Origin of the sequence: Roseateles noduli (assembly GCF_050626985.1) — a bacterium.
GTDB lineage: Bacteria > Pseudomonadota > Gammaproteobacteria > Burkholderiales > Burkholderiaceae_C > Roseateles > Roseateles noduli_A.
This window is the reverse complement of record NZ_CP192463.1, coordinates 4,589,701-4,611,423: the sequence shown is the minus strand read 5'-3', so window position 1 is coordinate 4,611,423 and position 21,723 is coordinate 4,589,701. Positions and strand designations below refer to the sequence as shown.

The 21,723-nt window shown below is 67.6% G+C and carries 18 protein-coding genes; 6 read left to right on the top strand and 12 right to left on the bottom strand.

Annotation, left to right across the window (positions count from 1 at the left end; genetic code table 11):
* Window positions 1–12: 12 nt before the first annotated feature.
* Complete coding sequence (locus ACQ4L4_RS20000) at window positions 13–984, bottom strand: IS5 family transposase (RefSeq protein ID WP_431100633.1); 972 nt, start codon at window positions 982–984, stop codon at window positions 13–15.
* A 94-nt stretch (window positions 985–1,078) separates the two neighbouring features.
* On the opposite strand from ACQ4L4_RS20000, the gene ACQ4L4_RS19995 reads away from it, so the two are divergent.
* Both ACQ4L4_RS19995 and ACQ4L4_RS19990 read left to right on the top strand, forming a co-directional pair.
* The gene (locus ACQ4L4_RS19995) at window positions 1,079–5,230 is read left to right on the top strand and encodes a TIGR02680 family protein (RefSeq protein ID WP_431100632.1); all 4,152 of its coding nucleotides are present in this window, start codon (window positions 1,079–1,081) and stop codon (window positions 5,228–5,230) included.
* A complete protein-coding gene (locus ACQ4L4_RS19990) occupies window positions 5,227–6,477 on the top strand; it encodes a TIGR02679 family protein (RefSeq protein WP_431100631.1) in 1,251 nt (416 codons plus the stop codon). The genes ACQ4L4_RS19995 and ACQ4L4_RS19990 overlap by 4 nt, the downstream gene beginning before the upstream one ends.
* Before the next feature lie 341 nt (window positions 6,478–6,818).
* Here ACQ4L4_RS19990 and ACQ4L4_RS19985 read toward each other — a convergent pair whose 3' ends face one another.
* The 5 genes from ACQ4L4_RS19985 to ACQ4L4_RS19965 all read right to left on the bottom strand — a co-directional run bounded on the left by ACQ4L4_RS19985 (window position 6,819) and on the right by ACQ4L4_RS19965 (window position 12,570).
* The gene (locus tag ACQ4L4_RS19985; RefSeq protein ID WP_431100630.1) at window positions 6,819–7,358 is read right to left on the bottom strand and encodes a hypothetical protein; all 540 of its coding nucleotides are present in this window, start codon (window positions 7,356–7,358) and stop codon (window positions 6,819–6,821) included.
* A gap of 175 nt (window positions 7,359–7,533) precedes the next feature.
* A complete protein-coding gene (locus tag ACQ4L4_RS19980) occupies window positions 7,534–7,842 on the bottom strand; it encodes a hypothetical protein (protein ID WP_431100629.1) in 309 nt (102 codons plus the stop codon).
* A 237-nt stretch (window positions 7,843–8,079) separates the two neighbouring features.
* Window positions 8,080–11,088, bottom strand: coding sequence for a di-heme oxidoredictase family protein (locus ACQ4L4_RS19975; RefSeq protein ID WP_431100628.1), 3,009 nt, complete (start codon window positions 11,086–11,088; stop codon window positions 8,080–8,082).
* 244 nt (window positions 11,089–11,332) lie between these two features.
* The gene (locus ACQ4L4_RS19970; protein WP_431100627.1) at window positions 11,333–11,818 is read right to left on the bottom strand and encodes a hypothetical protein; all 486 of its coding nucleotides are present in this window, start codon (window positions 11,816–11,818) and stop codon (window positions 11,333–11,335) included.
* Between the two features lie 158 nt (window positions 11,819–11,976).
* Complete coding sequence (locus ACQ4L4_RS19965) at window positions 11,977–12,570, bottom strand: LuxR C-terminal-related transcriptional regulator (protein ID WP_431100626.1); 594 nt, start codon at window positions 12,568–12,570, stop codon at window positions 11,977–11,979.
* Window positions 12,571–12,851: 281 nt separating this feature from the next.
* On the opposite strand from ACQ4L4_RS19965, the gene ACQ4L4_RS19960 reads away from it, so the two are divergent.
* Together ACQ4L4_RS19960 and ACQ4L4_RS19955 are read left to right on the top strand one after the other, a co-directional pair.
* Window positions 12,852–13,745, top strand: a complete 894-nt coding sequence (locus tag ACQ4L4_RS19960) for a LysR substrate-binding domain-containing protein (RefSeq protein WP_431100625.1) — start codon at window positions 12,852–12,854, stop codon at window positions 13,743–13,745.
* A gap of 114 nt (window positions 13,746–13,859) precedes the next feature.
* On the top strand, window positions 13,860–15,164 hold the full coding sequence (locus tag ACQ4L4_RS19955) for an epoxide hydrolase family protein (protein ID WP_431100624.1): 1,305 nt from the start codon (window positions 13,860–13,862) through the stop codon (window positions 15,162–15,164).
* A 58-nt stretch (window positions 15,165–15,222) separates the two neighbouring features.
* On the opposite strand, the gene ACQ4L4_RS19950 is transcribed toward ACQ4L4_RS19955, so the two are convergent.
* Window positions 15,223–15,957 carry a response regulator gene (locus tag ACQ4L4_RS19950; RefSeq protein ID WP_377159300.1) on the bottom strand — a complete coding sequence of 245 codons (735 nt, stop codon included), beginning with the start codon at window positions 15,955–15,957 and terminating at the stop codon, window positions 15,223–15,225.
* 234 nt (window positions 15,958–16,191) lie between these two features.
* Between ACQ4L4_RS19950 and ACQ4L4_RS19945 the strand changes: the two genes are divergently transcribed.
* Together ACQ4L4_RS19945 and ACQ4L4_RS19940 are read left to right on the top strand one after the other, a co-directional pair.
* A complete protein-coding gene (locus tag ACQ4L4_RS19945; RefSeq protein WP_431100623.1) occupies window positions 16,192–16,635 on the top strand; it encodes a hypothetical protein in 444 nt (147 codons plus the stop codon).
* A 70-nt stretch (window positions 16,636–16,705) separates the two neighbouring features.
* On the top strand, window positions 16,706–17,464 hold the full coding sequence (locus tag ACQ4L4_RS19940) for a sulfite exporter TauE/SafE family protein (RefSeq protein ID WP_431100622.1): 759 nt from the start codon (window positions 16,706–16,708) through the stop codon (window positions 17,462–17,464).
* A 21-nt stretch (window positions 17,465–17,485) separates the two neighbouring features.
* Here ACQ4L4_RS19940 and trhA read toward each other — a convergent pair whose 3' ends face one another.
* The 5 genes from trhA to ACQ4L4_RS19915 form a co-directional block, all read right to left on the bottom strand.
* The gene (gene trhA, locus ACQ4L4_RS19935; protein ID WP_431100621.1) at window positions 17,486–18,118 is read right to left on the bottom strand and encodes a PAQR family membrane homeostasis protein TrhA; all 633 of its coding nucleotides are present in this window, start codon (window positions 18,116–18,118) and stop codon (window positions 17,486–17,488) included.
* A gap of 54 nt (window positions 18,119–18,172) precedes the next feature.
* Window positions 18,173–18,604 (bottom strand): hypothetical protein, encoded by a 432-nt coding sequence (locus ACQ4L4_RS19930; RefSeq protein WP_431100620.1) that lies wholly within the window; start codon window positions 18,602–18,604, stop codon window positions 18,173–18,175.
* Window positions 18,605–18,705: 101 nt separating this feature from the next.
* Window positions 18,706–20,307 (bottom strand): S8 family peptidase, encoded by a 1,602-nt coding sequence (locus tag ACQ4L4_RS19925; RefSeq protein WP_431100619.1) that lies wholly within the window; start codon window positions 20,305–20,307, stop codon window positions 18,706–18,708.
* Between the two features lie 3 nt (window positions 20,308–20,310).
* Window positions 20,311–21,084: a zf-HC2 domain-containing protein gene (locus tag ACQ4L4_RS19920; protein ID WP_431100618.1), complete on the bottom strand. Its 774-nt coding sequence runs from the start codon at window positions 21,082–21,084 to the stop codon at window positions 20,311–20,313.
* Window positions 21,081–21,704, bottom strand: a complete 624-nt coding sequence (locus ACQ4L4_RS19915) for an RNA polymerase sigma factor (protein ID WP_377159314.1) — start codon at window positions 21,702–21,704, stop codon at window positions 21,081–21,083. Before ACQ4L4_RS19915 ends, ACQ4L4_RS19920 begins: the two co-directional genes overlap by 4 nt.
* Window positions 21,705–21,723: the final 19 nt, after the last annotated feature.

The window sequence follows — 21,723 nt, the reverse complement described above, 5'->3', positions numbered from 1 at the left end:
TTGCAGACGCACTCATCCCTGCGCTTCCAACAACCTCCGGCGCACCATCCACAGATTGCCCAGCGCGCACAGCATCGTCAGTCGCACAGTGTTCTTGGCCACGCCCCGATAGCGCACCTTGGCATAGCCAAACTGCTGCTTGATCAGCCGGAATGGATGCTCGACCTTGGCTCGCACACTGGCCTTGAGCTGCTCGACCCGTTCCAGCAATTGGTCCGCCGGGTTTGCGCCATTGAGCGCGCGGCGTTTCCCGGGACGCATGGCGACGTGCCAACGAACCTTGCTGTCCTTGAGCTCCTCGCGCTTGGACACGCCCTGATAGCCGGCGTCGGCGAATACGTCCGTCTCCTGCCCGTGCAACAGCCCCGCCGCTTGCGTCACGTCGTTGACGTTGGCCGCCGTGCCGATGATCGTGTGCACCAGGCCGGAATCGGCGTCCACGCCGATGTGTGCCTTCATGCCGAAGTGCCATTCGTTGCCCTTCTTGACCTGATGCATCTCCGGATCTCGCTCGCCATCGTTGTTCTTGGTCGAGCTCGGCGCGGCAATGATGGTGGCATCCACCACCGTGCCGGTCTTGAGCATCAAGCCTTGCTGAGCCAGGCCGGCGTTGATGAAGGCCAACACCTGCGGCGCCAAGTTCTGCTTCTCCAGCAGGTGCCGGAAGCGCAGGATCGTCGTCTCGTCGGGCATGCGCGCGGCACCATCCAGACCGGCAAAGCGCCGATACAGCGGACGCTCATGAAGCTCTTCCTCCATGGCCGGATCGCTGAGGTTCCACCACAGCTGCAGGCAATGGATGCGCAGCATCGTCTCGATGGGGAACGGCGGACGCCCTCCCAGGGCTTGATGCGCGCCTCGCGCGTACGGCTGGATCAGCGCCACCAGCTCGGCCCACGGCACGACGCTGTTCATCTCGTCCAGGAAGATCTCCTTGCGGGTCTTCTTGGGCAGCGGGTCAAAACCAAGCGAGCTTTGATTCATGCCCACATCGTCGACGACCGACGATCAAATCGCCAGTCGGGGCGACCAGAGGTTTTGCAGACCTTCCCTAGTCTTCTGTCTGGTGAGTTTGACCATGATTGATGTTCAAGAGGCGCGGGCCGTCGATCTGCCCATGCCAACGACGCGGAGGTGGAAGCCGCTTCGGCTGGGTCTGATCGCGCTGTTCCACTACGACAGTGAAGAGTTCTGGTTCAACGATGGGCATTTGCTTCTGAGAGGCAACAACGGCACGGGCAAGTCCAAGGTTCTCTCTCTGACGATGCCTTTCCTGCTGGATGCGAACTTGAAATCGTCACGCATCGAACCGGACGGCGACGGTGGCAAGAAGATGTCGTGGAACCTCTTGATGGGCAATGCCTATGACCGGCGCATCGGCTACGCCTGGATCGAGTTCGGCTGCCTCACGGCAACTGGCGAGCCTGAGTTCGTAACGCTGGGCGCTGGGATGCTGGCGACTGCGGCCAAACCTCAGCCGGATGCCTGGTATTTCATGCTGGACGGGGGCTCCAACTCGCCGCGCATGAACCGCGATCTTTGGCTGTTGTCGACGGAGCGGCAGGTGCTCAACAAAGAGCGCCTGAAAGGAGCCATCCAAGGCCACGGGCAGATCTATCCAACGGCCACTGCCTATCGCCGGGCCGTCGATGAACGCCTGTTCGGGCTTGGCACGGCTCGCTATGACGCGCTCATCGACACGTTGATCCAGTTGCGTCAGCCCCAGCTGTCGAAGAAGCCCGATGAGGCCGCGTTGTCTGGGGCGCTGACTCAGGCACTCCCGCCGATCGCTGACAACATGCTGGTGGATGTCGCCGATGCCCTCGGAAAGCTCGAGGACGAGCGTCAAACGCTAGAGCAGTACAACGCGCTGTCGGTGGCGGTGCGGCATTTCGAGCAACGCTACCGGGCCTATGCAGCAACGCGGACTCGACGCGAGGCAAGGCTGCTGCGAAAGGCTAATACGGACTTTGACAACGCAAGCAAGGCCCGCAACGATGCCGAGGAGAAGGCCGTCGAAGCAGCGGAAGAGGAGCGGATCGCCATCGCGGACGAGGCGCAGGCCGATCTCGCCCTCGTAGATGCCCGCAAGTCGTGGGAAGTGCTGAAGGAAGACCCTGCCAACGCGGATGCCACGCGCCTTGACCGCGCTCAAGCACAGGTCACGCGCAGCAGGAGTGAACTCGCAGAAGCCGCGAGGGCCGTGGAGCAAGCCAGGAAGAATGCGGACGCCGCCTCATCGCGGTTTCAGGAGTACTCAAACCGCGTGGACGTGCATGTCAAGAGCGCTGACTTGGCTTCCGGGGAGAGTCTGACGGCGGCCAGTTCAGCGAAGCTCCGGGATGACGTGCTCGAAAACGTGCTTCTCGTGACGGGCGGCGCCCACTTGCACACGCTCGAGCCTAGCGCCTACGAGCGGGAGCGAGCCGCGTTGCACGGTGTTGCCACGGAGCGCCGCAAGGGATTGAGCGTGGTTCGCACACTGATGGCTGCAGTGGACCGTCAGCGCGCCAACTTCGATGGTCGCCAGCGACGACGCGACGAAGCGCTTGATGACCTCCAGGCAGCCCGTGAGGAGCGCGCTGAGACCGAGGAGAAGTTTGACCAAGAAGGGCGCTCACACGTCGAGTCTTGGAGCGAACATCTTGGCAAGCTGCGTGAGCTTCGCGTCGACCAGGACGACACGTTGACGGCAATCGGCGAGTGGGTACTTAACGTGCCGCCGGAACATCCAGGCCGGCAAGCCCTGGACGCAGCCCATGCCTCGGCCGTGGTCACTTTGTCCGACGACGAGGCGGCGATCAAATCGGAGCGCCAATCCGCCCAGCGTCAGCTCCAAACCTTGCAGACCGAACGCAAAGCGCTGCTGCTCGGAACTGACCCCGAGCCACCGGCGCCGACGGCCAGAGATCCACAGGCGCGTGCTCAGCGGGACGGATCACCGTTCTGGAAACTGGTCGACTTTGCAGAGAGGCTACCCGTTGAGAAGCGGGCACCGCTGGAAGCGGCGCTAGAGGCTTCGGGAATCCTGGATGCCTGGGTATCTCCGAACGGGGAACTGGTAGCGGCAGATGGCGAGATGGCGGTGCTTGACACGACGTTGGTGGCTCGAGCTCCCAAAGTGAGCTCACTGGCGCATTGGCTGGTGCCTGTTTCCGTCGAGGGTCAAACCACTTCGGCCGACGTTGTGCAACGCTTGCTCCAAGGCATCGCCTGCGATGAGGCTGACTCCGGAGACGAAGCGTGGATCGGTCTTAACGGGCGCTATCGAATTGGCCCGGTTTCCGGGGCTTGGCACAAGTCGGAGGCCTCCTATATCGGCGCCACGTCCAGAGCGCTGGCGCGGGCACGCCGGATCGCGGAGATCGACGCTTTGCTGGACGAGCTTGACCAGACGGTAGCCTCATTGGAGGCCAGCATCGAGGCGATCACCGCTCGCAAGGATGCCGCGCGCTCTGAGTTGCAGTCCGCGCCCTCCGAGTCGCTGGTGCGGTCTTGGCATCACAAGTGCGTTGCGGTGATTGAAAGCGAGAGACGTTCCGCCGTCCGGCTCGACCAAACCGAGCGCGAACTCGCCGAAGTCAAGGAACACCTTGATGCGGCCATCAACAAGCTGGAATTGGATGCTGCTGACTTGTGCTTGCCGACTAAGGCGGAAGCCCTGGCGGCCATCGAGGAAGCATTGCTGACCTACGAAGCTAGGCTGACAAAGTTCCTTGACGCCGCCCAAGCGCTGAGGACGCTTCGACCGGAGCTTGCGCTGCAAGAGCAGCGACGCGACGAGGCCCAGGCAGCGCTCGAAGAGGCGTCTGGAAAGGAGTTCCAGCGGCAAGAAGAATTGACCATGGCTGACGCGGAGCTTCGAACGCTGGAGTCGACCGTTGGATTGAAAGTTAAGGAGTTGATGGCTGAACTCGAACGCCTGAGGCTGCTGGTCGGGCGGTGTGAGGAAACGCAAGACGGCGCACGTGATGCCAATAAGCGAGCTGGCGAGAGGAGAGCCATCGCAGCCCAGCACTTCGAAAACAAGCAGGCGGAACTGAACGCGCAGACGACAACACGTGCGACTGTGGTGTCCCAGCTGCAGCAGTTTGCGGTCAGCGGCATCTTGGCTGCCGGAGCGCCCGAGATTGCGGTACCGGAATCTGTCGCCCCCTGGACTGTCGAGCCGGCGCTGACTCTGGCGCGGCGACTCGAGCAGGCGCTCGCGCACGTCAACGATAGCGACGATGCCTGGCACAAGGTACAGAAGCACATCAACGATGACCTGAGCGCCCTGCAGACCGCGCTGTCTGGCTTGGGTTACCAATGCACGGGCGAGCAGACCGACTTCGGCCTGGTCGTTCGCGTGGTCTATCAAAACAAGTCCGAGCAGCCCGGCCGCCTGGTCAAGTTGCTCGAACGCGAGATCGCTGACCGCAGCGAGCTGCTAACCAACAAAGAAAAGGAAATCCTAGAAGACCATCTTCAGGCGGAGATCGCTGCCGAGGTGCAGCGCTTGCTCAAGATGGCGGACGACCACGTAAGCGCAATCAACGAGGAACTGAAGAAGCGACCGACATCGACTGGCGTGAAGTTCAGATTGCTCTGGGAGCCGTTGTCTGAGGCGGAAGGCGCCCCCTTGGGGCTGACCGAAGCCCGCAAGCGTCTCTTGAACAAATCCTCTGACCTGTGGTCGACGGAGGACCGAGAGGTCGTCGGTCGAATGCTGCAGGAGCGCATCAAGGCGGAACGAGAGCTGGCTGAGTCAGGTGCTCAGGCGAGCACCTCGCTCAGCGACCAGCTGGCTCGCGCCCTTGACTACCGCAAGTGGCATCGCTTCAAGGTCGAGCGTTGGCAGGCCAATCAGTGGAAGAAGTTGTCCGGACCGGCTTCAAGCGGCGAGCGCGCTCTGGGTCTGACGGTGCCACTCTTTGCCGCCGTCGCGAGCTTCTACGGCCGCGCGGAGGGCGCGACGGCTCCCAGGCTCATGCTGCTAGATGAGGCATTTGCCGGCATTGACGACGCCGCTCGGGCGCACTGCATGGCCCTGATCCGCGAGTTCGATCTGGACTTCATCATCACCAGCGAGCGCGAATGGGCCTGCTATGCAGAATTGCCCGGCGTATCCATCTGCCAGCTCCAGCGCAGGGACGATGTAGACGCTGTCTTCGTCTCGCGCTGGACCTGGGACGGGAAGGCCAAGAAACAGCAGCCCGACCCTGACAACCGTTTCCCAGCGCGTCCATGACCGCCGACTCTCGCCTCCATCGTTTGCTTGGTTCGCCAGATCTGGCTCTACTGCGTCAGCGACTGAGGCGCCGTCTCGAGGACGAGGGCAACTTGCCAAGGCAGGTGCGTTTGCTCAATCTGGTACCACACGAGCGAACGGCGCTGGCAGCGCTGACAGGCGCGGCCACGCGTGCTACGAACTCTTTCACGCTCGATGTGTCCACGGTGGACGCGATGCTCGTGGAAGCGGGCTTGGCGAGCTCGTTGCGAGACGCGCTAGAGAAGCTGGACGGGCAGATAGTCAATCGCGCAGCGCTCGCAGACGAGCAGCGCGCTGGCTGGGCTGCGGTCTTCGAGGGCGTTAGCAACCATTCCCTGTCGTCATGGCTGGCGAGCGCGCTGAACCGGGGGCTTGTGAAGCGTTATTCGGGGACGCGAACCCAGGTCGCCGCTCAACTTCTGAGCCGCGTCGAGCTGGTTCTCAAATTCCTTCCGGCCAACGGGATGACACGCTCGCAATTAGCTGCGGCGGTCTTGGGTGACGCTCACGCGCTGGACCCCGGGCGGCCTGAGTCCTCGATTGTCCTAGCCGTTCTCCGCCACGCACGGCGCGCCAGCGACGAGGAACAGGACATCGAAGAAGATCGTCGCGAGACATGGGCGACAGCGGGTGTAGTGGTCAATGAACTGGCACGGCCGGCACTGTTTCTGAACTTGCCGGTGGTTCCAAGCGATCAAAGTGCTGGGCGGCACCAGCTCGGACCGCTCGGCGAACCCGATTTCATTTCACTTCGCTGGCTGTTGAGGTCGACCCCAGCGTGGAACGTGGCAGAGCGAGACGTCTTCGTCTGCGAGAACCCCAACATCGTGGCGATCGCAGCCGATCAGCTGAGACACGATTGCGCGCCGTTGGTTTGCACGGACGGAATGCCTGGTGCAGCCCAGCGCACGCTGCTGTCCCAGTTGGCCGCAGCGGGTGCACGCCTTTGGTACCACGGAGACTTTGATTGGCCCGGTATCGGGATAGCCAACCTAGTTATCCGTGAACACTCGGCGCGGCCATGGCGGATGAGTGCGGACGACTATGTGAGCGCCACCGCGACAGTGACGACGCCGGTGTCTTTGGCCGGCGCCATGGTCGCAGCAAGCTGGGATGATGAGCTGTCGGCGCAGATGATGGCGCTCGATGTGAGGGTAGCCGAGGAAGCAGTTGTTGATCGCATGCTCATTGATCTTGGGGGCGGAGCGCTGCCTGCGTCGCCATAGTTGCAGCGTCTCTTGGCCTGGGCGGGTTGCAAAAATATGGCTCAGTCCCTGAATGCAAGCGGCCAACTTTTGCTCTACCTGGCCGTCAGACTGCAGCGGGCTCGTTCGAAACATTGACATTGGCCTCCGCCGCCATGCGAATCGAACGGCATCCAAAGTTCAACACTTTGCAGCTCCATATTTCCTAGAAGTCGACTTCGCTTTCATAGGCGACGGAGTTCGAAACTTTGTTATCAGCTCCCTGGAGGTTCTGCTGGGATGCGGACTGAAGGATGCCATGACCCCTCCAAGCAGGACGCGGGCGCCGACGAGGGGTCGATGACATCCTGGCGGTAAAGGAGTCACGTCCGCAGCCGCGCCACCGCCCAGCCCAACGCCGGCCACGCCACCCGGCGGACGAGGAACGAGCTCAGCGCCAGCACCGAGCCAACGAGGATCGGCAGGATCGGGCCGAAGGTCCACGCCATGCCGAGCACGAAGCCGAGCAGGTACTCCGCGCGATACGTGGGCAACGCGACGCCGCTGAGCAGGATCGCGAGAAGCACGACCGCGGCGTGATCGGGCGTTCCGAGGCTGAAGGCCAGCGACAGTCCGATGCCCGCGCAGGCGGCGCCCAGCGCGGCGATCAGGATGGCGCGTGTCGCCGGGCCGGAGGTCGCTCGGCGCAGGAAACGGCCGGAGAGGATCCACGCCAACGCCGGCAGGGCCACGATGCCCCAGCCGTTGGACACGGACGGCAGGTCGGGATTGGCGAGCAGGTGATGGCTGACGATGCCGCCGTGCGTCCACTGCCACGCGAGATGCGCGAGCTCGAGCACCGCGACCAGGATCGTGATCAGCGCGCGGGTGCGGCGCGTGCCCGTGGCGGTGGTGAGGGACATCGCTCGCTCCTTGCATGGAAGAAGCGGCGATGGTCGGTGAGGGGGCCAGGCATTGCGCGGCGAAAGCGACGAGACGTCGAATGCGTCGGATGGGGCGCAATGCGGGCCAACGGAACGTCGCGCCACAGGTCCACGGACCTCCGGCAGCGGCGATCAGCCTGGCCGCGTCGCGCGTTCACCGCCCGGCGCGGAATCCCCGAACTGCCAGCCGCGCAAGGACTGCAACGACCACGAGCGCAACGCCATCGAGGACGAACAGCTCCACGCCCGGACCTGCCCGCTTGGCCAAGTCGGTCGACTGACCGAAGTGGCTCGCGCCGATGCCATAGGCTTCGACGAAGGCCATGGCGGTGATCCACGACGCCGTCGCGGCAATCGCGATGGCGGCTACGGTGGCCACGTTGGCCTTCAGGTAACTCGTCTTCTTCCGGGTGGTGGCCGGCGCATAGTCGGCGCTCGTCGCCACGTCGAGATCTGCCTGCATGTCATTCCTCCGTCTGTCCGAGGAGGCGTTGTATGAGGAGAGCCCGATCGAATGGCCCGGCGTGTCGTGAACTGCGGAATGGGGCGTTGAATGGGGCCGGGTCGAGGCCAGACGGAGTGCCCAAAAGAAACAGCCTGGTGCACCCCCCCCAGCTCGAAGACGCCATGAGCGTCTCTCCGCCGCGGGTTGCGCACCAGGCCGTCGCCTGGGCGGGGGAGTCTCCTCCCCGTCCGACCCTTAGAGCGAGTTGAGGAACGCCAGCAGCGCCTCCCGGTCCGCCGTGCTCAGCTTGACGAAGCGCTGACGGCTGGCGTCGCCTTCGCCGCCGTGCCACAGCACCGCCTCGGTCAGCGTGCGGGCGCGGCCGTCGTGCAGATAACCGACCTTCACGCCGGTGCCCGCCACGCGCTCGGTGTACCCGATGCCCCACAGGGCCGACGTGCGCCACTGGCTGCCGCTCGCCTGCGATTCGGCGAAGTTGTCGGCCAGCTCGCTGCCCATGTCATGCAGCAGCAGATCGGTGTAGGGCTTGATGATCTGGTTGCGCATCTCGGCCAGCTCGGTGCCCGCGCCCGTCTTCATCTCGGCGATGTGGCAGGCCGTGCAACGGATGGTGGAGAACACCTTCGAGCCCGCCGCGACCTTCACCGGATCCACGTCCAGATAGGACAGCGGCGTCACGCCCTTCGGGAAGCCGCTGACCACGCTGCGCTGCGCCGGCACGCCCAGCTGGGCCACGTAGCGCGAGAGCAGCTGCAGCTCGGCCTCGGACACGCCCTTCTCCACCTTCTTGTTGTTGCACTGGGCCGGGCCGGCCAGGCAGTCGCGGTTCGGGTAGACCGGGGACGTGACCGACATGTCCAGCAGCAGCGCATTGGCCGTCTGGTGACGCAGGCTCACCTTGGCCGCCTTCCAGCCGTAGCGACCCACGCGCACGGCGCCGGTCTCCGGGTCGTAGACCAGGTTGGCCTGGCCCTTCACACCGTCCTCGTCCGGCGTGCTGCGCACCCGCGACAGGATGTCCGCGTCGGTGATCGCCTCCAGCAGACCCATGCCGATCACGGGCTGCGCGCTGCGCAGCGAGTACACCGTCGGCGTCGGGCCGTCGAAGCTGACCTTGGGCTTGCTCAAGGTCACGACGGTGCCGTCGGCCAGCGTGACGTTCTTCGTGTCGAAGCCGGCGACGCGCACGCCGTTGCCCCAGTCCTGCGCCGCGCCGGTGGTGAGCGAGCGGGCGTTCATCTGCACGGCCTCGCCGTAGACCGGGTGGGGCAGCTGCTTGCCGTTGCCGTCCAGCGCGGCCACGCGCACGGCCATGGTGTCCAGGCGCTGGTTGAGCACCTGCGGCGCCAGGCTGCGGCCGTTGTTGATGTGGCAGCCGAAGCAGTTGGTCTGGTTGAAGCGCGGACCCTGCAGCTTCACCGCGTCGGTGTTGCGATCGTTGCCCTGCTCGTTGTGATCGCCGGTCCACATGTTGGTGTGGAACCAGCGCCGGCCCTCGACGAAGGTCTGCATGTTCTTCATGCCGATCTGCGTATTCGGCTGCTGGAACATGAAGGTCGAGTTGTCCGCGTAGTCGTAGGAGATCGACCCGGTGCCGCCCGACAGCGTCTCGACCGGCAGCGGCGCGTTGTTCAGCCGCGGCTGGATGCCGTACTGCGGACGCAGGCCGCTGCCCACCACATAGGTCACCTCGTTGGTGTAGTAGCGGAAGTTGCCGTTGTCCTGGATCGCGTCCATCGCCGCGCGGCTGGAGAAGAACGAGCCGGTGAACTCGATCGCGTCGCCCACCTTGAGGTTGCGCGACGGGATGTTGACGCCGTTGGGCACCATCACGCCGTTGGCATTGGGCGCCAGGTCCGAGTGGCCGGGCACGTTGTCCAGCACCACGGAGCAGCCGTCGTTCGCGCCGACGATGCCGCCGTAGCCCGTGGTGGGCCGGGCCAGTGCGCCCTCGGGCGGCTTGGGCACCACCGGGCAGGAGGTCTTGTCGACGAATCCGTCCGTGTAGGTGGTGTTGTCCAGCAGCCGGCCCGGCGACATCCAGCCGTAGCCGGTGACGTTCGGATCATCGATGCGGCGGAAGAAGGAATGACCGCCGCCGCGCTGCGCCTGCTGGTAGTACTGGTTGACGATGATGCTCGGCTTGGTGACGCCGGCCACGCGGCTGTTGTCGATGAACTCGACGCCCCAGGTGCGGTTCTTGAAGTAGTTGGCGATGAAGTTGAGGTACGCGCCCGGGCCCTTGTCCCGCGGCTTGCCGTTGGCGTCCACGGTGTCGTTGGGGCCGAAGCCGATCTCGTTCCAGTCCTCGCCGCGCTCGCGTCCGTGGCGCGAGCGGCCCACGAAGCCGAAGCGGGTCACCAGCGTGCCGTCGGCCAGCGTGAACTGCACCTGCTCCAGCGTGGGCGGCGTTGCCGGCGTGACGACGGTGCTGTTCGCGGGCGGCGTGGGCACGGCCGAGGCGGTGAGCATCGGCAGCGTGTTGTCGCTGCCGGGCGAGCTGAAGCTGACCTCGAGCAGCGAGTAGCCGTACTGCGTGCCGCGGGCCACGCCCTGCAGGCGCACGTAGCGCGCGTTGGCGTTCAGGTTGAAGAACTCCTCGGTCCCACCCTTGCCGCCGGCCACGTAGCGCAGCTGGTACCAGGTCTGGCCGTCATCGGAGACCTGGATCGCGTACTCCTTGCCATACGCGTTCTGCCACACCAGCTTCATGTAGCCGACCGGCGTCTTGGCGCCGAAGTCGAACTGGATCCAGGCCTTGTCGTCGAAGGCGCTGGCCCAGCGCGTGTTCAGGTCACCGTCGAGCGTCTTCTGGGCGGTGTCGCCGTTGTTCTCCAGCGCGCTGGACGTCGCCGTGATTCCGGTGATGGCCTTGCCGGGCTTGCTGATGTCCAGGCCGGTGGGCGATTGCAGCGACGGGGGCAGCGCGGGCGTCGCGGGGCTGCCGCTGTCGCCGCCGGTGGGCAGGCTTGGCGGCGCGGGCGCGGGCGGGGGCAGTTCGGGCTCGTCGCCGACGGGCGCGGACGCCGGGGGCGCGGGGGCCGGACCGGGCGCTGGCGCGGGTGCCGGCGCGCCGGACACCGGCGGGCTGCCGCCTGCGTCCGAGCCGCCGCCACCACCACCACAACCTGCCAGCGTGCCGGCGGCGCTGAGGGCGACGACGGCACTGAAGACGATTCCCCAGGGGCTTCGCGGGGAAGGGCATGCCGACGTCGGGTCAGCCTCTGAAATGTTGTGGCGCATGGCGCTCCTGCAGGTCCGTAGAACGAGACACCCGGGGAGCGCGCACGAACGCCTGACCCGGGTGGACTTTCATCCCGTTCAAGCAGAGAGCGTGCCGGTTGCGGTTGGTCACAGAGTGCGATCAGCGTTGCAAAACGCGAGCGCGTGACGTCTGACCCTAATCCCAAAGAGGTATTTGCGCGGTATGCGGATCGGGCTCAGGGTCAGGTTTTGTCACGTCCGACATCAGACGCGACAAATAGTGTCACTTCGACAGGCTGGCGCTGGCCGTGGTCACGATGAGCGCGCGTTGGCCGGCCGCCTCGATGCGGGCGAGCTGCTCGGGTGTCGCGATCACGAGGCCGTCATGGCCCTGGGTGTCCAGCAGGCCCAGGCGACGCGCTTCGGACGTCTCCGCCCGGACCTGCTGACGGGTCTTGGGCGTGCCGGTCAGCGCGGGCTCGTAGTTGTCGCGCTGCGAGCGCTGGAGCTCGCCGCTCGCTTGCGCGGCGGCGAGTTCGGCCAGCACCTCGGCGCGCGTGCGCGGCGTACCCAGGTCGCTGGTCCGCGAGAACGGCGCATCCTCTTTCCAGTCGCCGTTGTCGCCGGCCGCGTGGGCGCGGATCAGGTCGGCCTGGACCTGCACGCGGGGGAGCGCGGCGGTCTGCGCGGCGGCGGGTTGCGCGATGGCGGCGAGCGTCGCGGCGATGAGGGTGGCGGCGAACAAGGTGCGGGACGTGGCGGTGGTCATGTCGGACTCCAGTGAAGGGTTGGGGTTGGCGTGGGATGGATTTCATCCGTCGCAGGTATCTGGGGTTTGTCCCCGCCCCGTGCTTTCAGCAAGAGCCTGTATGCGCGCCGACGCGCGATACATGGCGGTACAAGCGCGATCCGCCGAGGCCCGCCGCGCTACGCGATGGGCGCGAAATCGTTCGCCAGGCCGCGTGCCAGCGCGATGGCCGCCGCATGGGTGCGCGAGTTGGCGCCGAGCTTGCTCATGATGGCACCCACGTGCGACTTGACCGTGCCGAGCTCGATGTCCAGGGAGCGCGCGATCGTCTTGTTCGACTCGCCGGCGGCCACGAGACGCAGCACTTCCGTTTCGCGCGAGGTCAGTGCCGTGCGCGTCAGGCTGTCGGCCATGCGCTGCGCCACGGTCAGTCCCAGATAACGCTGACCGCGCGCCGCCGCGGTCACGCCTTCGACCAGCTCGCTGAGCGGGCCGCCGAGCAGCAGGTAGCCATGCACGCCCGCCTCGATCGCACCGCGGATGTCGGCCTCGCGCCCGTGGCTGGTCAGAGCGACGACCCGTGCGCCGTCCAGGCGCTGCAGGGCGCGCTGTCCCGGCGCCGCGAGCCGCAGGGCGTCCTGCAGGTCCGAGACCACGACGTCGATGGGCGGATCCTGCCGCCGCTCGTCGACGCCGTCCTTGAACACGTCGATGCCGCCGTGCTCCCCGAGCGCGGCGGTGATGCCCACGCAGAGCAGGGGATCCGGATGCATGACCAGGACGCGGATCCGGGGCGTCGTGGAACGGGGCGTCGTGACATGGGGCGGTTGGGACGGGAACATCATGGACTTGCCTGGCGAAGTGGTCGGAATGCTTGGCGCCGCCGGCATCGGCCGACGGGGTGTCATGGCGCCGACTCTAGAAGTGGAGCCCCCCGCGCAGCAAGACGCTGACCGCCAAAGTGCTTTTGTGATCTCGACAAAGATCGCCGCGGCGATCTAATCGAGTTCGCGCACATGAGAGTCCGGAGGTCCCCATGGATCGGATCGCTGCAATGAACGCCTTCGTCCGTGTCGTCGAGGCCGGCAACTTCACCAAGGCCGCGGAGTCGCTCTCCCTGCCCAACGCGAGCGTGACGCGCCAGATCCAGAGCCTGGAGCAGGACCTGAAGGTGCTCCTGCTGCACCGGACGACCCGCGCCGTCACCGTGACGGCCGAGGGCGCGACCTACTACGAACGTGTCGTGCGGCTGTTGTCGGATCTGGCCGACATCGAGTCCTCGACCCGCCAGTCGAGCGCGAAACCGGTCGGCACCGTGCGTGTCGACGTGCCCGCGGCGATCGCGACGATGGTGCTCGTGCCGGCGCTCGGCGATTTCCGGCGCGCCTATCCGGACGTGAAGATCGAGCTGGGGGTGGGCAACCGCCACACGGACCTGGTCGCGGAAGGTGTCGACTGCGTGATCCGCGCGGGGGAGGTCAGCGAGCAGTTCCTCGTCGCGAGGCGCATCGGCGGCTTCCGCTTCGCCACCTGCGCGACGCCGGCCTTCCTCGACGAGCACGGCACGCCGACGTCTCCGGAAGAGGTCCCCTTCTATCCCACCGTCGGGCTGGCGGGCGGATCGGGCGGGCGCGTGCAGCCGTTCCGCTTCACGCGGGGCGGGGTCCAGCACCGCTTCACGCTCGAGCACACGCTCGTCGTCAACGACACGAACGCCTACCTGGCGGCGGGGCTCGCCGGATTGGGACTGATCCAGGCGCCGTGCTACACGATCGATGCGGCGGTCCTGGACGGACGGCTGGTGTCGCTGCTCGACGAGTGGCATCCCGACGAGAGCCCCGTGCACGTCCTCTATGCGCCGAACCGCTACCTCAGCGCCAAGGTGCGGGTCTTCATCGACTGGACCGTGGACCTGTTCGAGCGCCACGAGCACCTGCGGCGCGGCTGAGGGTTCAGTTCCGCCTACGACTTCGGTCGCAGCGGCGGACGGCGTCAGGTCGGATGTGGTCTCCCTCGGGATCCGCGAGCCTAGCGGCTCCGAACTCCCGAGGACCCACCGAGCATGAACACATACCCGAGCCGACGCCGCCTGCTTGCGGCGGCCGCCGTCGTCGGCGCTTCCAACATGGCCTTGCCCTGGCTGCCCGCCAGCGCCCACGCGGCTGCGCTGAAGGACGCCGCCATCGGCGACAGCACGGCGATCCGCCCCTTCCGCGCCAGCTTTGCACGCGCGGATCTGGCCGACCTGCGCCGGCGCATCGCATCGATGCGCTGGCCCACGCCGGAGACCGTCACCGATGCGTCGCAGGGCGTGCGCCTGAGGACCGTCCAGCAGTTGGCCCGCTACTGGACGCACGGCTACGACTGGCGGCGTCTCGAAGCGCGCCTCAACCGTCATCCCCAGTTCGTCACGACCATCGACGGCGTGGAGATCCACTTCATCCATGTGCGCTCGAAACATGCGAACGCGCTGCCGGCGATCGTGACGCACGGCTGGCCGGGCTCGGTCGTCGAGCAGCTCAAGCTCATCGAGCCGCTGACCGATCCGACGGCGCATGGCGGCCGCGCGGAAGACGCGTTCGACGTGGTGATCCCGTCCCTGCCGGGCCACGGCTTCTCAGGCAAACCGCGGACGACCGGCTGGGATCCCGTGCGCATCGCCCGCGCCTGGGTCGAGCTGATGCGCCGCCTCGGCTACACCCGCTACGTGGCCCAGGGCGGCGACTGGGGCGACGCGGTCACGGAGCAGATGGCCTTGCTCACGCCGCCCGGGCTGATCGGCATCCACGTCAACATGCCGGCGACGCTGCCGCCCGATGTGGCCCGCGCGCTGAAGCTCGGCGAGCCCGCGCCGGCGGGACTGTCGACCGACGAGCAGCAGGCCTTCGACCAGCTCGACGACTTCTTCAAGCACGGCCTGGGTTACGCGCTCGAGATGTCCAACCGGCCTCAGACGCTCTATGCGCTGGAGGACTCGCCGATCGGCCTGGCAGCCTGGATGCTCGACCACGATGCCCGCAGCCAGGCGCTGATCGCCCGCGTGTTCGACGGCCAGGCCGAGGGACTCACGCGCGACGACATCCTCGACAACGTGATGCTGTACTGGCTCACGAAGACGGCGGTGTCCTCTGCCCGGCTCTACTGGGAGAACAAGCTGGAGTTCTTCGCGATCAAGCAGGTCGCGATCCCCGTCGCGGTCAGCGTGTTCCCCGACGAGATCTACGCCGCGCCGCGTAGCTGGACGGAGCGCGCCTACAAGCAGCTCATCCACTTCAACCGCCTGGACAAGGGCGGGCACTTCGCGGCGTGGGAGCAGACCGAGGTCTTCGTCCGCGAGCTGCGCACGGGCTTCGCCAGCCTGCGCTGAGCGCTGTCTGAGCGCCCGACAAGGCGTCGCCCTCGTGCGGCGCCTTGTCATTGCGCGTTCAGGCGCAGGGCGCCACCGCCATCGAGAGCACGTACCCCGCGCTGCGCACCGTCTTGATGTAGCGGGGTTCGCGCGCGTCGTCCCGCAGGCGCAGGCGCAGGCGGCTGACCAGCAGGTCGATCGAGCGCTCGAAGGGCTCCGTCGGGCGACCCTGCGTGAGGCCGAGCAGCTGGTCGCGGCTGAGCACGCGCTGTGGATGGTCGAGGAACACGCGCAGCAGCCGGTACTCGGCGCCGCTCAGATCCACCATCGACTCCTGGTCGTCGAGCAGGTGGCGCTCGACGGTGTCGAGCTTCCAGGTGCCGAACGCCAGGCGCGGGACCGTGTCGGTCGACCGCATGTTGGGCGGCAGCATGCGGGTGCGCCGCAGGACGGCGCGGACGCGCGCCAGCAGCTCGCGTTGCGCGACCGGCTTGACCAGGTAGTCGTCGGCGCCCATCTCCAGCCCGAGGATCCGGTCCACTTCGTCGCCGCGCGCGGAGAGCATGAGGATGGGCATCGTCCGGTGCTTGCCGCCGCGCAGCTCGCGGCAGAGGTTCAGCCCGTCGTCGCCGGGCAGTTCGAGGTCGAGCACGATCAGGTCGAACGGGCCCGACTGCTCGAGCGCCGCGCGCAGATGACGTCCGGTCGCGACCGCCGTCACGTGCATCCCGTGTTGCTCGAAGTAGGCCTTCAGCTGCTCGCGCTGCGCGCGATCGCCGTGGACGAGGAGGAGGTGGTCGCTGGTGTTCATCGTCATGCTCGTCGGAACTCGACGCCCATTCTTCGCAAGGAACGGGCGCGCGCCATCCGACCTTCGTCGAAGTGCCGGCTGCATCGAACGGTCGGCCGGCGGCAGGCCGGGACCGTCTGCGACTTTGGAACGAGGCGTCGATGCCGAACCAGTCGGATGGCAGGCGGTGGCGGCCTCCGTAGTCTTCGATGCATGGACGTTATCAGGACGTTCTCGCGACAAGGAGCGCCGACGATGGCAACACTGAAATTCCAATTCGACACCACGCTGACGCCGGAGCAGTTCATCGCCGGGCTCACGGACTTCGGTCCGGGTCGGTCGAAGATCTTCCGCTTCAGCACCGACGACTTCCTGCGGGTGCATCGTCAGGGGCGCACGCAGGCGGTCGTCACCGAGGGCTCGCCCAGCATCTGGGAGCGGCTGCACTACGACTGGTCCGTCCCGACCCGCGTCGTGCTGACAACGATGGATTCGAATGTCTGGGGCGGCCGGTCGGGACACAGCTACACCTTCCATCCGTTGGCGGGCGGCAGGACACGGCTGGAGGCGGTCGTCGTCCGCGAAGGCCGCAACCTCAAGGGCCGGCTGCTGGGTCTTCTGCTTGGCAGCGTGGGCCGTGGCACCTTGAGGAACGCCTTGGCCGCGGCGATCGCGGCCATGGAGGCGCGGTACGCCTGATGTCGCCGCGCCCCCGACGCACCCATGACAATTTCTTCAATGCAATGAACGAGCGATCCAGGACGACCCCATGGAACTGACCGCCACCACCATCCTGGTCGCCTTCGCCGGCGTCTTCCTGATCTGCTTCATGAAGGGCGCCTTCGGCGGCGGCTTCGCCATCGTCGGCATCCCGCTGCTGTCGATCGTGATGGACCCGGTGACCGCGGGCGGCCTGCTCGCGCCACTGTTCATCGCGATGGACCTCTTCAGCCTGCGCTACTGGAAGCCGTCGACCTGGTCCAGGCCGGACCTGCAGCTGCTCGTTCCCGGTCTGGTGGTGGGCATCGGGGCGGGTTACCTGCTGTTCCGCGTGCTGGACCATCGCGCAATCGCCATCCTGATGGCGGTGATCACGCTGGTGTTCGTCGGCCTGTGGTTCGTGCGAGGCGGCGAGGTGGTGGTGCAGCCGCGGTCGCCGCGCAAGGCCGTCGCCGCGGGGCTGACCTCGGGGATCACCACCATGGTCGCCCACTCGGGCGGACCGCCCCTGGCGATCTATCTGCTGCCGCTCGGCTTGAGCAAGCAGGTCTATGCGGGCACGACCAGCCTGTTCTTCACGGTCGGCAACCTGCTCAAGGCGGCCCCGTGGCTGATGCTGGCCAAGCCGGCGGGCGCCGTCTGGAGCCTGATGGCGATCTGCCTGCTGGCCATCCCCTCGGGCGTCTGGCTGGGGTGGCGCCTGCATGCCAGGCTGGATCAGCGCCAGATGTACAGGGCCTGCTACGCCTTGCTGGTGGTCACCGCCATCAAGTTGCTGTGGGATGGCGTGTCGGGTTACCTGCGCTGAGCAGGGCGGCGGACGACGCCGCTAGACGAGCACGCAGTGCGCCACTGCGCCGAAGTGACAACCGCTGCCCGCCACGACGAACAGGTGCCAGATGCCGTGGGCGTGACGACTGCAGCCCGGATTGGCGAAGAAGTAGGTGCCGGCGGTGTAGGCGGCGGCACCCGCGACGAACAGCGTCACGCACGCCACCGGCAGTTCCTGCAGGGCGGGGATGCACACCATGGTGGCCAGCCAGCCCATCGCCAGGTAGACCTTGAGCATGGGCCGTTCGACATCGCCCCACACAGTGCGCCGGATGCCCCACAGCGACACGATCCAGACGCTCGCCAGGGCCACCCACCGCCACCAGCCGTCGCCGGTCAGGACCGCGAACGGCGTCATCGTCCCGGCGATCAGCAGGAAGATCGCGCAGTGGTCCAGACGGACCCACAAGCGTTGCCACCGGCCCCGGGTGCTGTGGCAGAGCGTGGAGGCCGCGAACAGCGCGATCAGGGCCGCGCCGAAGATGCAGGCGACGGCGAAGCGCCGGCCGCTGCCCGTGCCCAGCGCCTGATGCGCCAGCCACGCGACGGCGGGAAGGGCCGCCAGCAGCCCCAGGAGATGGGTGCCGGCGTTCAAGCGCTCGCCTGGGTACATCGCCGCCTTCACGGTCATGGGATCCCCCAGCGTAGCCCGATCATGTGACGCCACGTCGGGCGTCCGTCCGGTTCAGTCGCGCAGCGCGTGCGCCAGCGTCTTCCGGATGCGTTCGAAGCGATCGGGATCGGTGGCCCGCAAGGTCTTCAGATCCTGCGCGACCCGCTCCAGCCGGTCCTCCGCCCCGTCGGCCTTGAGCGCCTCGATGTCCTCGCGCAACTGCTCGAAGCGTGCGAGGGGCCCGTTCGGGCCATCGGGCGCGCCCTCCGGATACAGCACGTCCATCAAAGCCTGCACCGCGTCGGACAGCCGGCCGAGCTGCCGCCCGTAGCTGTGCTGCGAGACGATGCGGGCCTCGGTCTGCGGCGCGCTCGAATTGAACGCGTTGATGTTGTAGGTGATGGGCAGGATGGGCTGGGTCAGCTGGCTCGGCGCCAGCGTCAAGGCCCGGAAGGGCCAGCCGATCAGCTGCGAGACATCGAAGGACGGCGACGACGTGGTCATGCGGTGCTCCCTGGGTGCGTGTGGCACGCCGAAGCCTACGGAGATCGCCGCGCAGGCGAATCCCTCATCGAGGGGACGCGCGCTCAGGCCGGGATCACGGATCAGGGCAGGCTGCGCGCCGGTGTGTCGCAACGCAGGCCCGCCACGCCGAGCGCCCGCGCCGCCGCGCAGGCATTGATCGAGCCGGACACGCCCATCGAGCCCAGCAGAGCGCGTTTGAGCCGCTCCGCGTCCGCGCCCGGCGCCGCCGCGCGCAGCAGCGCGATCACGCCGGTCGCATGCGCCGCGGCCAGCGAGCTGCCGGCATCGATGTCGTAGCCGCCGCCCGGCACCGTCGTCAGGACCGATCGGCCGGGCGCGGCGAGCCAGCCTTCGGAGCCCGCGGCCTCGCCCGTGCTGGCCACGACCAGCGCGCCGGGCACTTCGCTCGGAAAGCCCCTGCCGAGCCGCCCCGGCGGCGCCGCCGCCACCAGCACCGCGCCGCGCGACAAGGCGTGCTGCGCGAGCTTCGTCAGCAGCGGATCGCTCGGACCGCCCAGGCTGAGGTTGATCACCTCGGCGCCGTCGGCGATCGCCGCGCCGAGCGCCTGCGCCAGCGTGAAGGAGTTGCAGCGCGCCGGCGCCGGGCCCGCGGCCGCGCTGGCGCCCGCCCGCGCGGTGTCCGTCCAGCACGCGCGATAGCTCGTCACCACGGCGCCCGGCGCGACGCCGACGATGCCCTGGTGGTTGTTCACCTTCGCCACGATGAGGCCCATCACCTCGGTGCCGTGGCGCTCCGGCACGGCATCGACCAACGCGCCGCCGCCGGCGACGTAGTCCCGCTGACCCGACACCTGGCCGAGCAGATCCGGATGCCGCGCATCGACGCCGGTGTCGATCACCGCGACCTTCACCCGCGCGCCGACGCTCACCTGCTGCAGCGCCGCCGTGGACATCTGCTGGAAGCCCTTCTGCAGGCCGAAGTAGGGATCGTTGTAGAGCGAGATCGGCGCGGACGCCCCCAGCGCTGAGGCAGGCGGGGACGCCGGTGCGGACGGCGAAGAGGGCGAAGACGGCGAAGACGGCGAAGACGGCGAAGGCACCGGCGCTTCCGGCGCGGGGGCGTTCAGCGTCTCGAATTCGTTGAGCGGCTGCGCCAGCTTGACGCGGGCGTCCTGGCGCAACCGCGCCAGCACCGCGTCGACGTCATCGCCCGCGCCGAGCGCATAGAGCATGCAGCGCAGGTTCAGCGGGGCGATGGTCCAAGCGGACTGCTCGCGCAGTCCGTACTCGCGCGCGAGCGCCTCCGACATCGCCAGGGCCCGCGCGCTGCCGGCGTAGCCCGCCATCCGGCGATAGTCGCCGCGCGCCGACCCGCCGGCGCCAGGCAGCGGCTCGCCGCGGTCCTCGACGGCCAGGATGATCAGACGGGCTTCAGAGGGCGCCTTCGCCGGCGAAGGTGCGGCAGCGGTGATGGCAGTAACGGCCGTTGCCGTTGCCGTCGCCGTTGACGTTGACGTTGGCGCCGACCCCGACCCCGATTCCGACGCCGACGCCAACGCCGACGCCGACGCCGACGATGACGATGACGATGACGCCGCGGCGGACGCGTCGCCGCCGCCCTCCGCCGCACGGGTCGGATTCGCGGACGCCAGCGCGGCGACCAGGATGGCCAGCGCGATGGGGCCGACGGTCCGCAGGCGGCGCGCGATCGGCGACGGCATCGCTCAGCGTCCCGGCGCCGCGGCGCCGACCGGCTCCGCGAGCAGCACGCCCGGCTCCGCGCGCAGGCGTTCCACCATCGCGGGCACGGCCGCCACCGGCGCCGGCTGCAGCGGCGCCAGCAGCAGGCTGCTCGCGTCCTCGTCCGCGCCGACGATCCTCAGGCCGTGGTGCGTCAGCACCTGCCGCAGCCGCCCCATGTCCACACGCTCTTCCGGCACCAGCCTCACGACCGCGCCGGCGGGCAGCGCGGCCGGCTGGCTCAGCGTCACATAGTCGGCCGGCGGATGACCGTCGCTCCACAGGCGCAGTCCGAGCACGCACATCGCCACCGCCTGCACCGCCACCGCCGCCGTCAGCCAGCGCGTCGTGCGCGATCCGCCGTCGTTGGCCGAGGCGCCGCGTCGTCCTTCCACCGGCGTCGCCGGACCCGCGTCGCGGTCGCGCGCCCAGAGGCGGTCGAGGCCGGCCTGGATCGAGGCCTCCTCGGCGTCGCTGACCGTCGTGCCCGCGGCACCGGCAGCACCCGCGGCGCTCGCCGAACGCGGTGCATCCTGCATGCCGCGATGGATGTTGCGCTGGAGTTCCAGCTCATCGCGGCAATGCGCGCAGTGCGGCAGATGCGCCTGCACCAAGCGGCGCTGCTCGGGCGTCGCCGTGCCGGCCACGACCCACGCGATCGCGTCCCACACCTGGCGGTGCTCGTTCGGCTGACCCATCGCCGGATCGCCGGCAGGCAGTCCCGTGGGGTCGGAGGGGGCGTCGTCGTGGGAAGTCATCGGGTCGGTCCTTCGGTGCCGCTGGCCGGGCGGTCTTCGCCGCCCAGCTCGGGCAGCACGTTGCGCAGCCGGACGCGCGCATGGAACATGCGGGCCTTCACGGTGCCGGTGGCGCAATTCATGATACGGGCGATGTCCTCGCAGGTCTCGCCCAGGTAGTACGCCAGCTCCAGCGTCACGCGCTGTTCCACCGGCAACGCGGCCAGCCCGCGCATCACCCAGTCGCGCAACTCGCGGTCGGCGGACTCGTTGACCGAGGGCTCGGCCATCGCCAGCTCCGCCTCGCTCACCGAGGAGGCGTTGATCTCCTGCGCCGTCACGCCGTCGCGCAGCGCCTTCAGCATGCAGCGGTAGGCGATGCCGTGGATCCAGGTCGAGACCCGCGACTCGCCGCGGAAATTGCCCGCGGTCCGCCACACGATCCACAAGGTGTCGTTGACGACCTCCTCGGCCAGGTCCGGCCGGCCGCAACTGCGCAGCACGAAGCGCGACAGCCGCGGCTGGCAATGCCGGTACAGCTGCTCGAAAGCCGACCGGTCGCCGGCCGAGGCGGCCTGCAACCAGGCACGCAGACGCGACTCGGCGGCCGTGTCCGCTTCATTCGGAACAGGTTGAAACATGGGCGACTGATTTCTGCAG